This is a genomic window from Actinomycetes bacterium, assembly GCA_024222295.1.
Lineage (GTDB): Bacteria > Actinomycetota > Acidimicrobiia > Acidimicrobiales > Microtrichaceae > JAAEPF01.
Map to the genome: position 1 here is coordinate 296,795 of JAAEPF010000034.1, position 13,614 is coordinate 310,408.

Sequence of the window (13,614 nt, forward strand, 5' to 3'; positions counted from 1 at the left end):
GACGACGATGCGGCAATCGCCGCCGCGCTCGAGGACGTCAGCATCCCGGCGCTGATCATGTCGATGGTCCATATCACCGGCGATCCCGCGTGGATCCGGGGCGAGGACGTGCCAGCCGGCAACTACCTCAACGAGGTCCAGGGATTCATGGACCCCGAGTCCCAACAGCGCGTACGCGACGCCGCCTGCACTGCCATCGCCGAATGGCGTGACGCCGGCTGCCCGTTGCCTGAGCAGCCCGGCCCCGAGCTGCTGCACGAGATGATGAACACGCTGGTCGGCGAAGAGGTCCCTTCCGAGTACGTGCCCCTCCTGCTGGAGGAGCTCGAGCTCGACGGGCATGACGCGCGCGAGGTCGACCTGTCCGGAGTCGATGCCGACTCCCGCCGCTCATTTCACGTCGTGGTCATCGGCGCCGGGATGTCCGGCATCCTTGCCGGAATCCAGCTGGCTGAAGCCGGGATCTCCTACACCGTCGTCGAGAAGAACCCGGCAGTCGGAGGCACCTGGTACGAGAACCAGTACCCCGGATGCCGCGTGGACGTGGGCAACCACTTCTACTGCTACTCCTTTGAGCCCTCGGAGCACTGGAGCGAGTTCTTCTCACAGCAGCCTGAACTCCAGCGGTACTTCGAGGACACGGCGCGCCGCCATGACGTGCTGCGGCACATCCGCTTCGACACCGAGGTCACCGCGGCGACGTTCAACGAGGACGAAGGCAAATGGACGGTGGATCTGACCGGGCCCGAGGGTGCCGAGCAGCTCGTGGCCGATGCGGTGATCAGCGCGGTCGGTCAACTCAACCGCCCCAAGCTGCCTGACATCGAGGGAGTCGACTCGTTCGGTGGCGAGTGGATGCACAGCGCCCAGTGGCGCCACGACGTCGATATCGACGACAAGCGGGTCGCAGTCATCGGTACGGGCGCGAGCGCGTTCCAGCTCGTGCCCTCAATCGCCGAGCGGGTCGGTCACCTGAGTGTGTTCCAGCGCAGCGCGCCGTGGATGTTCGAGAACCCGAACTACCACGAGAAGGTCGGGCCCGGAGTCAGGTGGGCGCTCGAACACCTGCCCTGGTACGGACGCTGGTTCAGGTTCCTCATCTTCTGGCCCGCATGTGACGGCGGCATGATCGCAATGCGCATCGACCCCGACTACCCCCACCAGGACAGGGCAATCAGCGAAGCCAATGACGGTGCCAGAGAGTTCTTCTCGATGTGGATCCGCTCGCAGTGTGGCGACGACGAAGAGCTCGCGGCGAAGGTCGTGCCCGACTACGTCTGCCTGGGCACGCGCACACTGCAGGACAACGGTTCGTGGATCGGTGCCCTGCGGCGCGACGACGTGGACCTCGTCACGGACTCGATCGCCCGCATCGAACACGACGCCGTCGTGACGGTCGACGGAGAGGGCAACGAAGAGCGTCACGAGGTGGACGTGATCGTGTACGCCACCGGCTTCGCGGCCAACAAGTACCTGTGGCCGATGCGGATCGAGGGCCGCGGCGGCGCCGTGCTCTCCGAACAGTGGGGGGAGGAGCCGACCGCGCTCTATGGCGTTTCGGTGCCCAACTTCCCGAACCTGTTCTGCATCTACGGCCCGGGAACGAACCTCGCCAGCGGAGGCAGCCTGATCTTCCACTCCGAGTGCGAGATGCGCTACATCATGGGCTGCCTGAAGCTCCTGCTCTCGGACCCGGAAGCGGGCGCGATCGAAGTGACCCCAGAGGCGCACGACGAGTACAACGCCCGGCTCCAGGAGGAGATGAGCCACATGGTGTGGTCACACCCGAGCGTGAAGCACTCGTGGTACCGCAACGAGGCCGGCGACATCTACATCCTGTCGCCGTGGCGGCTGGTGGACTTCTGGAACTGGACGCGCGAGCCGGACCCGGCGCACTACGTGCTCAGCTGAGCCGCGCGGCCCGCGGGGTGTCCGGGCGGATTGGTGCGCCGGGCCCAGGCGCTCAACTCGGGGGAAGCGATGTGGGTAGGAACGGAACCGGCGGGGTGTGGCTGACGAGCCGACCTTCGAGTCGTCGGCAGTCAGAGTCCGAACTCCGCGAGTTCGACGGGGCGGCGTTCGTCGATCGAAAGGTGCGCTGCGGCCCCGGTGGCCACGGCCCACATGCCCTCGGTGACTGTCACGTCCGCGGGTCCGCCCTTGCGGATCGCCTGTTCCAGGGCGACGTGCTCCATGTAGCTCGCACCCTGGTGGAACTCCGGGTACGGCACTCGTGGGTCCATCGGAGCCGGCACCTCACGCGGCGGCTCTCCGTGTGCGGACCCGAAAGGCGACTTCGCGCGCTCGCCCACCCAGACGACGTCGCCCGGAACAGTCGCCTCGAGCTTCGCGGCATCGCCGGTGATCGAGAGTTCCTGCTCGAATCGCCCACCCTCGGCGAACATGCACAAGTCGAGTGACCCGCGCACCCCGTTGGCGTATTCGACGATCACGAACGCGTTGTCGATGATGTCGGGTACCTCGCCCTCGTACGACTCGTTGAGGTGGTTGACGTCCTGGGCGCCGCTTGCCATCACCCGAACGGGCCGGGAGTCGGCCACGAGGTTCATCAGGTCGAAGAAGTGGCAGCACTTCTCCACGAGCGTGCCGCCGGTGTTTCGGTTGAAGCGGTTCCAGTTGCCGACCTTGTCGAGGAACGGGAAGCGGTGCTCGCGGATGGACACCATCCGAGTGGTGCCGCAAACCCCGGTGGCCAACTGCTCGAGCATCACTGCCGGCGTCGGCATGAAGCGGTACTGGAGGCCCATCCATGTGATCGCGTCGCGCCCTGAGGCTGCCTCCACGATCGCCTTTGCGTCGTCAACCGTCGTGCACAGCGGCTTCTCGATGAGTACGTGCTTGTCCGTGGCCAGAGCTGCCCCCGCGATTGACCCATGGGTGTGGTTGGGGGATGTGATCACGACCACGTCCACCTCGGGGTCCGCGAGGAGTGCATCGTGGTGGTCGTACACGCGTACCTGCGAGCGTGCGTTCTCGCCCTGTGGGCCTGCCTCCACGCAGCCGAGTCCGAACTCGATGGAGTCAGGAACGGGGTCTGCGAGGGCGACCACTTCCGCGCCCTCGATGTGGCCGAGGTCGAGGATGTGCTCCGCACCCATCATCCCGGTGCCGATGACCCCATAGCGGATCGGATCGTTCATCGCGTGGAACCTACAGCGGGCACTGCACCTGGGGCGCCTTGTGCTCCGCAACCGGTACGGTGACCGCCGTGGCAGTCCCCGAATCGCACGCCCCCCAGTCCGATGGCCCTGGTGGGTTGCTCCCCTTCGGCCCGATCGCGTACGGGTGCTGGCGCTTCGGTGGTACGAGTACGAGCGAGGCCTCTGTGAAGGTCAACACCGCCATCGAGTGCGGCATGACACTCATCGATACCGCAGCGATCTACGGCTACACCGGCGACGTGCCTGCGGCTGACGAGAGCAGTGGGTTCGGTGCAGCCGAGTCGCTGCTGGGTCGGGTGCTGGCCGAGTCCCCGGGATTGCGGGACCAGATCACACTCGCAACCAAGGGTGGCATCTTCCCGCCGGTGCCGTATGACTCCTCACCGACGTACCTGCGCGCCTCGGTGGATGAGTCGCTGAGGCGCCTCCAGGTCGACCGGATCGACCTGTTCCAGGTCCACCGGCCCGACCTGCTCGTGCACCCGGAGTCGCTTGCTGCGGTGCTGGGGGAGCTGGTGGCAGCCGGCAAGGTCCGTGCGGTCGGAGTCTCGAACTACAGCGTGGCCCAGACGCGTGCGCTCACCTCGTATCTGGAGGTGCCGCTCGTGTCGACCCAGCCGGAGTTCTCGCCGCTCGAGCTGGCACCGCTGATGGATGGCACGCTCGACCACGCGATGCAGCACGGCGTCGTGCCACTCGCATGGAGCCCACTCGGCGGCGGGCGACTCGGCTTGCCGCCGACCAACGACGAACGTGCTGAAGCGGTGGCCCGGATTTGTGACCGGATCGCGTCAGAACAGGGTGTGACCCGCACCGCCGTCGTGCTGGCATGGGTGATGCGGCATCCCGCAGGATGCGTTCCGATCGTGGGCACCCAACGCCCGGAGCGCATCAGGGAATGCGCCCGTGCCGTCGAGGTGATCCTGTCCCGCGACGAGTGGTACGAGATCCTCGTCGCCGGGCGCGGCGAGCCGATGCCATGAGCACCGACGCCCCCGAGGTCGCCTGGTTCTCGGCGCTGTGCGACGACGACTACGAGTTCCTGGGCGTTCCCGACGCGGAGCTGCGTTCGTCCTGGGACCACTGCCGCGACATCGTCACCGCGGCAGAGTCCGCCGGCTATGACAACGTGTTGTTGCCCTCGGGCTTTGCGCTCGGCATCGACGGGGTCCCGTTCGCCGGGGGAATCGCTGCGCTGACCGACCGGATCCGCTTGCTGTTGGCCGTGCGGTGCGGCGAGATGTGGCCGCCCCAGCTAGCACGACAGCTGGCCGGACTCGACGAGATGCTCGCCGGTCGGCTGACAGTCAACATCATCAGCTCGAACCTGCCCGGCGATGAACTGGACAGCGAGCCTCGCTACGCCCGCACGCTCGAGGTCATGACCATCCTGCGAACCCTGCTCGAGGGGCAACCCCTGGAGCACCATGGCGACTTCTACGACCTGGAGCTCGAGGCGCCGCGGATCGCATCCGACCGCGCGGCCGCCCGGCGTGCCGCAGGCCTGCCCGCAGCACCACCGCTGTACTTCGGCGGGCTGTCCGAGCCCGCCCGCGACGTCGCAGCCCGTGCGGCCGACACCTACCTGATGTGGCCGGACACGATCGACGTCGTCGAGGCCACCCTGTCGGACATGCGCAGGCGCGCCGGCGAACATGGACGCACCCTGCGTTTCGGCTACCGGGTCCATGTCGTGGTGCGCGAGACCGAATCCGAGGCCCGCGAGGCTGCCGCGGGACTCCTGTCGCAACTCGACGCTGACGAGGGAGAGCGGATCCGCCGCAGGTCCCTGGACACCGCGTCGGCGGGCGTGTCCAGGCAGGCCGAGTTGCGCGACAGCGCCGGCGGCGACGGATTCGTGGAGGACAACCTCTGGACCGGCATCTCCCGCGCCCGCTCGGGTTGCGGAGCCGCTCTGGTCGGCGATCCCGACCAGGTGCTGGCGAAACTGCGGACCTACATGGACCTCGGCATCGACGCGTTCATCCTGTCGGGCTACCCGCACCGCCGCGAATGTGACCTCTTCGCAGAGCACGTACTGCCCGCACTGCGCGGGACGCGCTGATCAGGGCTCACAGGTCGGCGAGCGTGGCCGCAGGGTCGCCGTCGGGCACCGGCTCCGCAACCAGTCGGCGGACGCGGTCGCGGTCCTCGGTGAGCGCGAACAGCTTGGGGTCGAACCCGCCGGTGATGGTGGCGGCGAGCACGTCGCCTGCCGAATCCAGGTCGACAGACTCGTCGAACGAAGCCACGTCCCTGGTGCCGGTCGCCTGCTGCACGTCGGCCGCCAGGTCGGCCACCATTGCGCCGCCGGGGACCGGATCGCGGCCCCAGACGGTCAGTCCGGCCTTGGTCAGCAGGCCCGACACCGTGGTGACGAGTCCCTGGGCACCGTGCCCCGCACGAAGCCTGCGGGCGACCTCCGCTGTCGCCATGTAGGTGAAGTGGTTGAACGGTCCGCCGGCAAACGGCATGCCACCAAGGAGCGTCGGCGTGCCGTCGAGCGGGAAGCCGAGCTCTCGCTGCTGGAGCCTGACCGAAGCCGGGAAGCAGGAGTAGAGCTCGACCAGGTCGATCTCTGACACCGGGTGGCCGAGATGCTCGGCCGCTGCATCGCCCATGACGCCGATGGCGGGCCAACGGTGCGGCTCGGCCCGGCGCGACAGCGTGAGGCCGAACGAGGAGTCGAGCGCGACATGCGGGTGAAGCAGGTGGTCGCGGTCAGCGCCGTTGGCCCGGGCCACCTCCTCGGTGGATACGAGCAGGGCGGCGGCGTGATCAAGGGCCCACTGGGTGGAGTGCCACTTGTTGTACGGGAACGCGAGCAGGCGGTTGTCGTCGCTCGAGGTCGCCAGTGACTCCGCCGTGTGCGGCGGCCCGCTGAAGCAGGCTTCGGGATTCGACGCCGCGACCGAATCGAAACGCGCCCACAACTCCGACACATCGGTGCTGAGCTGGGTCGGGGAGTCGCCTTCGTGGCGGGCCAGCGCGGAGTCGATCATGGCGTATTGCACGACCGGGTCCCAGAGCATGGCGGCCACCTCGGCATCGGCCATGAACTCGCCGCTCGGCGCCAGGGGAAACGTGGCACCGGGACCGTTGGACACGCCGGGAGGTACCTGTCCGGCTCGCTTGGCGGCGAGGGCGCTCGCCTTTGCCTCGCTGCCGACCACCAGCACCGCATCGGCTGCGCCCGTCTCAACGGCGAGGATGGCATTGCTGACCAGCCGCTGCTGGGGTACGCCGATGGCCGCGACCATGGTCGCGGTGTTGTCGAGGCCGAGCGCCTCGGTGAGCGCGCCTGCAGGATCCGGCGCGTCGTCGGAGCCGACGGGCATCGCGACGATGCCCACCGAATCGAGGATCCCGGCGGAGCCGGCATCGACCGCTGCGGCCGCGACCGCGCGCGCCGCGAGCGCGGTGGCGTCAGTGAGCGGGTCGCCGTCGCCAGGATGGTTCCGGGCTTCACCGACGCCGGCGAGCACGGCCCGTCGCGTGCGCCGGCGATCGCCGGCCGGTGTGCCGGCTGTGCGGTCGAGCGGCTCAGGGGGGTTCCCGGTGGTCTGGGAGTTCATCCGGGTGACAATACGGTGACGACCGGCTTCAGCCGTCATGCGCGATGATCAAACCATGAGCGATTCGGACAAGCGTGAAGTTCTCTCCGCAGATGATGTGCGGACCTGGGCCGCCGAGCACCACCCCTGGGCGGTGGGTACCGGCGGTGACCGGCTGCTTCGCACGTTCATCTTCGAGGACTTCGGAGAGGCCATGAAGTTCATGGCGAAGGTGGAGCCGGTGGCGGAGCAGCTCAACCACCATCCTGAGTGGCGCAACGTCTACAACAAGGTGTGGATCGAACTCACCACCCACGACTCCGGGGGCATAACGGCGCTCGACCTCGAGCTGGGCGAAGCCATGAACGCGGCCGCCCACCAACTCGGCGCGGACTGACAGCTGTCACCTACGTTCTGGGAGCTTGCCCAGGACTCGCCGGCCAATCAACGCGGCAACTGCCAGCGCCGGAAGAGCGACCAGGTCCGTGGGGTCCTCGATGACGCCAACCTGCGCGACCGCCGGCCAGCCATCTCCGGCGGCGATGCTGATCGCCGCACGCCCTGGCCACACGACGTAGCCGACGTAGCTGCGCCAGAGGTCAGCGAAAGGCCTCGAGACCTTGATGAGCGTGAAGACCACGCCGACGGCCGCCACAGCGATCCCAACCGACCGCTCGGTCAACTGCCAGGGCCGGCGACGCAGGGCCCAGCGCCCGGCTTCCACCACGGCCACCGCGAAGAGCGGGAAGTACAGAAGCGCCCCGAAGTCCGACAGTTTTCCGCTGAAGAACCCGGGGTGCTCGACCTTCAGATAGAGGTCGTTCGCTGCGACCGTGAGCAGGGCGATCACCACGAGCGGATGCAGCAGCACATCGCCGGGCACGCGTCCGGAGGACGACTCCTTTGTACGCGTGGTCAGGCCCGCGGGCCGCGCCGCTGTGCTACTGGAGTGCAAAGAACTTCTGGTCCTTGACCTCGTCGAGGGTGAACTGGGACTGACCCAGGAGAACACTTCCGGGGATTTGGTCAACCGGCACCTCGAACACCATGTTGCCGGTCATGGTCGCACCCGGCTGCAGCTGCGCCAGCTGGTCGATCTCTTCGGGGACCTCCGCCACGAATGCCGGGTCGATGCCCACTCCCGAAGGGGGCAGAAGCGAGAGCTTCATCTCGAACATCGGTTCCGCCGGGGCGTCGGAGTTGTTGGTGATGGACATATTGACCATCACGTACTGGGATCCATCCGCCGGAGTGTTGAACTGATTGGCAGCGGCCATCGCGGCGTTTGCATCGAGTTCAGCGGAGTTGACAGTGAGGTTCCAGCCCTTTGCCACCTCCACGTTTGTTCCGATCGGAATGGGTGAGTCGGTCGAAGAGGCAGGTGCGTCAGAACTCCCACCCGACTCGGATGACGCCTCGCTGCTGGAGGAGTCACCGGAGGACGAATCATCACCGCTTGAGTCGGCCTCGGCCAGGGTGACGAATGCAGCGAGAAGCAGTGCCGCGGCCGCCGTTGCCGACTTGATCCAGGTCTTCATTTCATCTCCTGTTGTTGCATCAGTGGCCTCCCGTTCGGGATGAGCCGCGAAACGTACCTAGTTCGTGAGTGAATCAACGGGAGCGTTGCACGTACGGGTGCAGGTGGGTTGTGGGTGGCGTTCCGCTCACGCAGTGCGCGATGGGGATGGACCGTCTGCTCAGGTGAACTTCGTGATCCAGCCGAGCCGACGGAACCGACGCATCTGCCAGTCGAGGAAGACAACGCCGAGCGCGAGCGCGATGGCAGTGCCGAGAGCCGCCCATCCGAGTTCGCCCCAGGCGATCGAACCGGTCTCGAGTCCATACTGCACGGACTGGAAGATCGAGGTAAGCGGGATCACCTCCGCTATTGGCTGCAGTACCGGCGGAAGCGACTCGACCGGGTAGAAGACTCCCGACAGCGGCAGTAGCAGCACGAGCGTGCCCCAAGAGAAGACCTCAGCGGAATCTCCGTACTGAAGCGTGAGCCCGATCACGAACAACGCAATCGCCCACCCGAAGAGCAGCAGCAGTGCAGCGCTCGGGATCAACACCCAGCCCGCGGAGTCGGGGGCGACCGCGTAGAAGACCAGGCCCACGAGCGCGATCACCGTGACCGAGATTGCGGTGCGTATGAGCCCGACGACACCGATGCCGCCGAGGAACTCCCGCTCGGTGAGGGGCGTGGTCATGAGGTTCAGCAGGTTGCGTGACCACACCTCCTCGAGCAGCCCGAACGAACCCGCCAGCGTGAGCTGCCAGATGAGGTGGAACATCATGATCCCGGTGACCAGCAACCTCACCGGGGCTTCGCCTTCGCCGAACGCAACGCCGATCGACCCGAACAGCAAGCCGTCCACCAGCGGCAGGATCAGCAACAGGAACCAGTGGCCTGGATCCCTGCTCTGAACCAGCAGGTTGCGCCTGGACATCGCCCAGACCCGTGAGCGTGCGCGGGTGCTCACACTGCCTCCCCCCGCAGTCGGGCCGCTTCGGCGAGGAACATCGTCTCGAGGTCGGGGTAGCCCGCGTCGGCAACGACCTTCTCGGCGGGACCCTCGGCAAACACCTGCCCCTCGCGCAGGAAGACCACCCGCGTAGTCAGCCGTTCCACTTCGCGCATGTCGTGGCTGGTCAGAAGGAGGGTCGAGTGATGCTCCGCGTTCATGGCTTCGAGCCGGTCCCGCACACGCATCGCCACGTCAGGGTCGAGTGAAGCGGTCGGCTCGTCGAGCACGATGAGCCGGGGTTGGTGGATGACGGCCTTGGCGAATCCGACGAGTGTGCCCTGCCCCGAGGACAGCGAGTCCGTGCGCTGGCCGGCGAGGTGCGAGATGCCCAGTTCACCGAGCACGACCTCCGCCGCGGCTCGCGCGTCGGCAAGGCCGTAGAGCGTGCCGAACAACTCCAGGGTCTCGATGACCGTGAGCTTCGTGGGCAGGGGGATGTAGCCGGCAGCGAAGCCCACGTGCGCCATAGCGTCGGCCCTGCCCTCGGGCAGCTTCTCGCCGACGATCTCGATGCTCCCGCTGTCGGGCTCGATGGCGCCCAGCAGTATCAGCAGCGTCGTGGTCTTGCCGGCGCCGTTGGGTCCCACGATTCCGATGCGTTCGCCGCGTTGGATCTCGATGCTCACGCCGTCGACCGCGGGCTTGCCGTCGAAGCTCTTGTGGAGTCCCGATGCGCGCAGCACCGTCTCCGCGTGGGCGGGGGGCGTGCTGGCCTGGTCGCGCCCGGGACCGGGCGAGGGCGGTGGCATCCGGACATTGTCACCGCTACGACCCGCAACGTCATCCCGTTTAGGCCGCGCGGCCGTTCTCCGCGGGATCGTGTCGGCCCGAGGGGGTTACCCTCGCTTCGTCTGGCAACACATCCACGATTCCGACCAGGGGGAACAATGGGCGACTCAGGACAGGGCGAACGACGAGGTCTCCCACAGCACGGCAAGCCGACCGACGAACTGATCCAGGACCTGCTCGAGGAGCGCAACCACGATCTCGACTGGAGAGGCGGGCGCGCCTTCAGCCTCGTCTACAACAGCGACGACGCCGATCTCGAACGACTGCAGCACGAGGTGTCGCAGATGTTCCTGCACGAGAACGCGCTCAACCCCTTCCGCTACCGCACGCTGTTGCGGATGGAGGGTGAGGTAGTCGACATCGCCACCTCGCTGTTCGGCGCCGGCGCGGGGTCGCTCAGCTCGGGCGGGACCGAGTCGATCTTCCTCGCGGTGCAGACAGCCCGCGACGAGGCCAGGGCCAAGGGGATCATGGAGCCGGAGCTGCTGTGCGCCGAAACCGCACACCCGGCATTTGCCAAGGCATGCAAGTACCTCGACGTCCGCCAGGTGCGCACGCCGGTCTCCGAGGACGGGCGAGCCGACCCCGACGCGTTCGCAGCGGCCATGGGCGAGCGGACCGCACTCGTGGTTGTGTCGGCGCCGTGCTACCCCTACGGCGTGATCGACCCGGTGCAGGACATAGCGGCGTTGGCCGCCAGCCACGGCACCCTCTGTCATGTGGATGCCTGCCTGGGTGGCTGGTTGCTGCCGTTCTGGGAGGCGCTGGGCGAGGACGTGCCCCCCTGGGACTTCCGTGTCGAGGGTGTCACGTCGCTGTCGGCCGACATCCACAAGTACGGCTATTGCTTCAAGGGCGTGTCCACGATCAACTACCGCGACCGGGACCTCTACAAGCGCCAGGTCTTCATGTATGACGACTGGCCCGGTGGCCTCTACGCATCGGCATCCGCTGCAGGTACCCGCCCCGGCGGACCCATTGCCGCCGCGTGGGCCACCATCACCCACCTCGGCCACGATGGCTACATGCGCCTCGGAGCGCGGGTGCAGGCGGCCACGAGCGGATTCCTCGCCGCGGTCGACGCCGTCGACGGTGTGCGCGCACATCCGGCACCGGACATGTCCGTGTTCCAGTTCCAGGCCGACCCCGACGCCCCGGTCGACGTCGACATCGAGGCGGTGGGAGACCGAATGGACGAGCGGGGTTGGGCCATTGACCGCCAACAGGGCGGGCTCCACGTGATGCTGTCGCCGGGCCACGACCAGGTGGTCGACCAATTCGGCGCAGACCTGGCGGCTTCGGTTCTCGACCAAGGGTCCGCGTCAGGGGCCGAGCACACCTACGGTGGGGTGGTCGGCAACTGAGCCCGGTTTCCCGGCTGGTTGCCGCACAGCGCACCAGATCGGGGAGTCATGGCCACCAACACGTCATCGGACTGGTCCTTCGGCGGCCCAACCGCCCCCTTTTTCGACGCCCACGGCAACGACCCGGCGAAGTTCGTGTTCGAGCAGGTGCGCGACGACAGCTTCACACTCGATGAGATTGTCACCTACGACGATGGGGACACCCGGGTGCATGTGCCGGACCGCACCCTGATCACCGACCTGGCATCGATCCCGCTGTTCATGGCCTGGTTCGTGCCGGTCAACGGCCGCCACACCCCCGCCGCAGTGGTGCATGACAAGCTGGTGCACGACGCCACGGCTGACTCGGACGGTGGCGCCGGGCGACTTGCCGCATCGCAGCGCCGGTCCGAGGCCGACGACCTGTTCCTGGCGGCGATGGCAGCAACCGGAGTGCCACTGCTGAGGTGGCGGATCATGCACTCTGCGGTTGTGCTCGCGACACGCTGGCAACGCTCCCTTCCGGCGCGCGTCGGCGTCCTGGCGTGGGTCCTGGCCTCGGTGCTCGGAAGTGCGGGCCTCGTGTGGGCGGTGGCGTCCGGCGAGTGGCTCGTCGCGGCGCTGGCAGCCGTCGCCCCGGTGGTCGGCGGCCTGCTGTGGGGTCTGCGGAGTTGGGGGCCGGCCGTGCTGGCGGGCTACGTGGCCTGGGTGATCGGCCTCCCGGCGCTGGCCACGGCCCTGGGATATGGCGCGTACTGGATTGCCGAGAAGCTGCTCGTTGTGTTGCCGGCCGCTCGCCCGCGGACCGGAGCGCGGCCCAAGCCTGCGCCCTACCGCTGAGCCGGGCGCTGCCGCTGGGCCGGCGCCCTTGCGCTGGAGTTCCTAGCCGGCCCCGCGCGCCGCGATTCGCCGTAGCGGAGGCTCGGTCTTCGGTGGGGCCTGGCGCTCGGGCAACTCGGCGAGGAGTTCCACGGTGGCTTCGGCGATTCGCTCGACCGCCCGGTCGACGGCGGCCTGGTTGGCGGCTGACACCGATGACAGCGAGCCCACCTTGCGCACGTACTGCAGGGCTGCGGCCTCGACTTCCTCGCTGGTCGCAGGCGGTGCGAGACCGCGAAGGGGTGTGATGTTGCGGCACATGGCGGCGACGTTACGCCGGTGTGGACACTGCCGCCTCGGGTAGGTTCGCCCGATGGCTTCACCATTCCGGTTCGCGGTCCAGATGGATGGTCCGCTCGAGGGTCGCAGCTGGGTCGACAGCTGCCGTGAGATGGAGGACCTCGGTTACGACACGATCATGGTCCCCGACCACTTCGACGAGGGTCTCGGCCCGATTTCGGCAATGGCCGCCGCAGCGGCGGTCACGTCCACCATCAAGGTCGCCCCACTCGTGCTGGATTGCGACTTCAGGCACCCGGCTCCGCTTGCACGCGAGCTGGCCACGATCGACGCGATGTCCGAAGGGCGTCTCGAGGTGGGTGTTGGAGCAGGCTGGAAGCGCACCGACTACGTCCGGTCCGGCATCTCCATGGATCGGCCGGGCGTTCGCGTGTCGCGCATGATCGAGCACGCCACGATCCTGCGCCAGTTGTTCACCAGCGAATCGGTGAGCTTCGAGGGAGAGCACTACAGCATCACGGACCTGCCGGGGGAGCCGGCGACACACGCACCCGGCGGGCCCCCCTTCCTCGTCGGCGGTGGTGCTCCACGCGTCCTGCGCTTCGCGGGCGGCTTTGCGGACATCGTCGGGATCAACCCGTCGATCCACTCCGGTGAGATCGACACCAGTGCCGCACAGGACGGCTTGCCGGACCGCATCGACGAGAAAGTCGGCTGGGTGGGCGAGGGCGCGTCGGCCCGCGCGGATGGCAAGTCTGCCGAGGACCTCGAGATCAACGCATGGCTGGCCGCCGCTGAGATCACCGAGGACCGCGCCGGGGTGGGCGAGATGCTGGGCGCGATGTTCGGAGTGGAACCCGCGGTAGGGCTCGAGGCACCGGTGGTGTTGGTCGGCACCGAGTCACAGGTCACCGAGGACCTGCATGCCCGGCGCGACCGGTGGGGCTATTCGTACACAGTCATTCCGGGTGACAAGGCACGTGAGTTCGCCCCGGTGGTTGGTGGGCTCACGGGCTCCTGAGCGTCGCGGCGCCGTCTGTGCTGGGCCACTCAGCCTGCCTTCTCGAGGACCTGAGCGTCGTGGTGACGCTCAGTCACT

General features: G+C 67.6%; 14 protein-coding genes. 7 read left to right on the forward strand and 7 right to left on the reverse strand.

Going from position 1 to position 13,614, the window contains the following annotated elements:
- Window positions 1–57: 57 nt before the first annotated feature.
- Window positions 58–1,911: an NAD(P)/FAD-dependent oxidoreductase gene (locus tag GY812_14000; protein MCP4436595.1), complete on the forward strand. Its 1,854-nt coding sequence runs from the start codon at window positions 58–60 to the stop codon at window positions 1,909–1,911.
- Between the two features lie 131 nt (window positions 1,912–2,042).
- Here the strand turns inward: GY812_14000 and GY812_14005 are convergent, their stop codons facing one another.
- The gene (locus GY812_14005; protein ID MCP4436596.1) at window positions 2,043–3,161 is read right to left on the reverse strand and encodes a Gfo/Idh/MocA family oxidoreductase; all 1,119 of its coding nucleotides are present in this window, start codon (window positions 3,159–3,161) and stop codon (window positions 2,043–2,045) included.
- A 68-nt stretch (window positions 3,162–3,229) separates the two neighbouring features.
- On the opposite strand from GY812_14005, the gene GY812_14010 reads away from it, so the two are divergent.
- Both GY812_14010 and GY812_14015 read left to right on the forward strand, forming a co-directional pair.
- Window positions 3,230–4,165, forward strand: a complete 936-nt coding sequence (locus GY812_14010; protein MCP4436597.1) for an aldo/keto reductase — start codon at window positions 3,230–3,232, stop codon at window positions 4,163–4,165.
- Window positions 4,162–5,247, forward strand: a complete 1,086-nt coding sequence (locus tag GY812_14015; protein ID MCP4436598.1) for an LLM class flavin-dependent oxidoreductase — start codon at window positions 4,162–4,164, stop codon at window positions 5,245–5,247. Before GY812_14010 ends, GY812_14015 begins: the two co-directional genes overlap by 4 nt.
- Window positions 5,248–5,254: 7 nt before the next feature.
- Here GY812_14015 and GY812_14020 read toward each other — a convergent pair whose 3' ends face one another.
- On the reverse strand, window positions 5,255–6,757 hold the full coding sequence (locus GY812_14020; GenBank protein MCP4436599.1) for a hypothetical protein: 1,503 nt from the start codon (window positions 6,755–6,757) through the stop codon (window positions 5,255–5,257).
- A gap of 55 nt (window positions 6,758–6,812) precedes the next feature.
- Between GY812_14020 and GY812_14025 the strand changes: the two genes are divergently transcribed.
- A complete protein-coding gene (locus GY812_14025) occupies window positions 6,813–7,133 on the forward strand; it encodes a 4a-hydroxytetrahydrobiopterin dehydratase (protein MCP4436600.1) in 321 nt (106 codons plus the stop codon).
- 6 nt (window positions 7,134–7,139) lie between these two features.
- Here the strand turns inward: GY812_14025 and GY812_14030 are convergent, their stop codons facing one another.
- The 4 genes from GY812_14030 to GY812_14045 form a co-directional block, all read right to left on the reverse strand.
- The gene (locus tag GY812_14030; protein MCP4436601.1) at window positions 7,140–7,619 is read right to left on the reverse strand and encodes a hypothetical protein; all 480 of its coding nucleotides are present in this window, start codon (window positions 7,617–7,619) and stop codon (window positions 7,140–7,142) included.
- A gap of 58 nt (window positions 7,620–7,677) precedes the next feature.
- Window positions 7,678–8,274 (reverse strand): DUF4352 domain-containing protein, encoded by a 597-nt coding sequence (locus GY812_14035; protein ID MCP4436602.1) that lies wholly within the window; start codon window positions 8,272–8,274, stop codon window positions 7,678–7,680.
- Between the two features lie 159 nt (window positions 8,275–8,433).
- A complete protein-coding gene (locus tag GY812_14040) occupies window positions 8,434–9,219 on the reverse strand; it encodes an ABC transporter permease (GenBank protein ID MCP4436603.1) in 786 nt (261 codons plus the stop codon).
- Window positions 9,216–10,013, reverse strand: a complete 798-nt coding sequence (locus GY812_14045; protein MCP4436604.1) for an ABC transporter ATP-binding protein — start codon at window positions 10,011–10,013, stop codon at window positions 9,216–9,218. The genes GY812_14040 and GY812_14045 overlap by 4 nt, the downstream gene beginning before the upstream one ends.
- Before the next feature lie 138 nt (window positions 10,014–10,151).
- Here GY812_14045 and GY812_14050 point away from each other — a divergent pair, with 138 nt between their 5' ends.
- Complete coding sequence (locus GY812_14050) at window positions 10,152–11,417, forward strand: aspartate aminotransferase family protein (GenBank protein ID MCP4436605.1); 1,266 nt, start codon at window positions 10,152–10,154, stop codon at window positions 11,415–11,417.
- A gap of 48 nt (window positions 11,418–11,465) precedes the next feature.
- Complete coding sequence (locus tag GY812_14055) at window positions 11,466–12,236, forward strand: DUF1353 domain-containing protein (protein ID MCP4436606.1); 771 nt, start codon at window positions 11,466–11,468, stop codon at window positions 12,234–12,236.
- A gap of 42 nt (window positions 12,237–12,278) precedes the next feature.
- Here the strand turns inward: GY812_14055 and GY812_14060 are convergent, their stop codons facing one another.
- The gene (locus GY812_14060) at window positions 12,279–12,536 is read right to left on the reverse strand and encodes a DUF2277 domain-containing protein (protein MCP4436607.1); all 258 of its coding nucleotides are present in this window, start codon (window positions 12,534–12,536) and stop codon (window positions 12,279–12,281) included.
- A 52-nt stretch (window positions 12,537–12,588) separates the two neighbouring features.
- Here GY812_14060 and GY812_14065 point away from each other — a divergent pair, with 52 nt between their 5' ends.
- The gene (locus tag GY812_14065; GenBank protein ID MCP4436608.1) at window positions 12,589–13,536 is read left to right on the forward strand and encodes a TIGR03621 family F420-dependent LLM class oxidoreductase; all 948 of its coding nucleotides are present in this window, start codon (window positions 12,589–12,591) and stop codon (window positions 13,534–13,536) included.
- The last annotated feature ends 78 nt before the right edge of the window (window positions 13,537–13,614 follow it).

What these genes read in the sequence shown, in the direction of transcription:
- GY812_14000 (MCP4436595.1), top strand. Translation starts at nt 58, where the DNA reads ATGTCGATGGTCCATATCACCGGCGATCCCGCGTGGATCCGGGGCGAG.
- GY812_14005 (MCP4436596.1), bottom strand. Translation starts at nt 3,161, where the DNA reads ATGAACGATCCGATCCGCTATGGGGTCATCGGCACCGGGATGATGGGT.
- GY812_14015 (MCP4436598.1), top strand. Translation starts at nt 4,162, where the DNA reads ATGAGCACCGACGCCCCCGAGGTCGCCTGGTTCTCGGCGCTGTGCGAC.
- GY812_14020 (MCP4436599.1), bottom strand. Translation starts at nt 6,757, where the DNA reads ATGAACTCCCAGACCACCGGGAACCCCCCTGAGCCGCTCGACCGCACA.
- GY812_14025 (MCP4436600.1), top strand. Translation starts at nt 6,813, where the DNA reads ATGAGCGATTCGGACAAGCGTGAAGTTCTCTCCGCAGATGATGTGCGG.
- GY812_14035 (MCP4436602.1), bottom strand. Translation starts at nt 8,274, where the DNA reads ATGAAGACCTGGATCAAGTCGGCAACGGCGGCCGCGGCACTGCTTCTC.
- GY812_14045 (MCP4436604.1), bottom strand. Translation starts at nt 10,013, where the DNA reads ATGCCACCGCCCTCGCCCGGTCCCGGGCGCGACCAGGCCAGCACGCCC.
- GY812_14050 (MCP4436605.1), top strand. Translation starts at nt 10,152, where the DNA reads ATGGGCGACTCAGGACAGGGCGAACGACGAGGTCTCCCACAGCACGGC.
- GY812_14055 (MCP4436606.1), top strand. Translation starts at nt 11,466, where the DNA reads ATGGCCACCAACACGTCATCGGACTGGTCCTTCGGCGGCCCAACCGCC.
- GY812_14060 (MCP4436607.1), bottom strand. Translation starts at nt 12,536, where the DNA reads ATGTGCCGCAACATCACACCCCTTCGCGGTCTCGCACCGCCTGCGACC.
- GY812_14065 (MCP4436608.1), top strand. Translation starts at nt 12,589, where the DNA reads ATGGCTTCACCATTCCGGTTCGCGGTCCAGATGGATGGTCCGCTCGAG.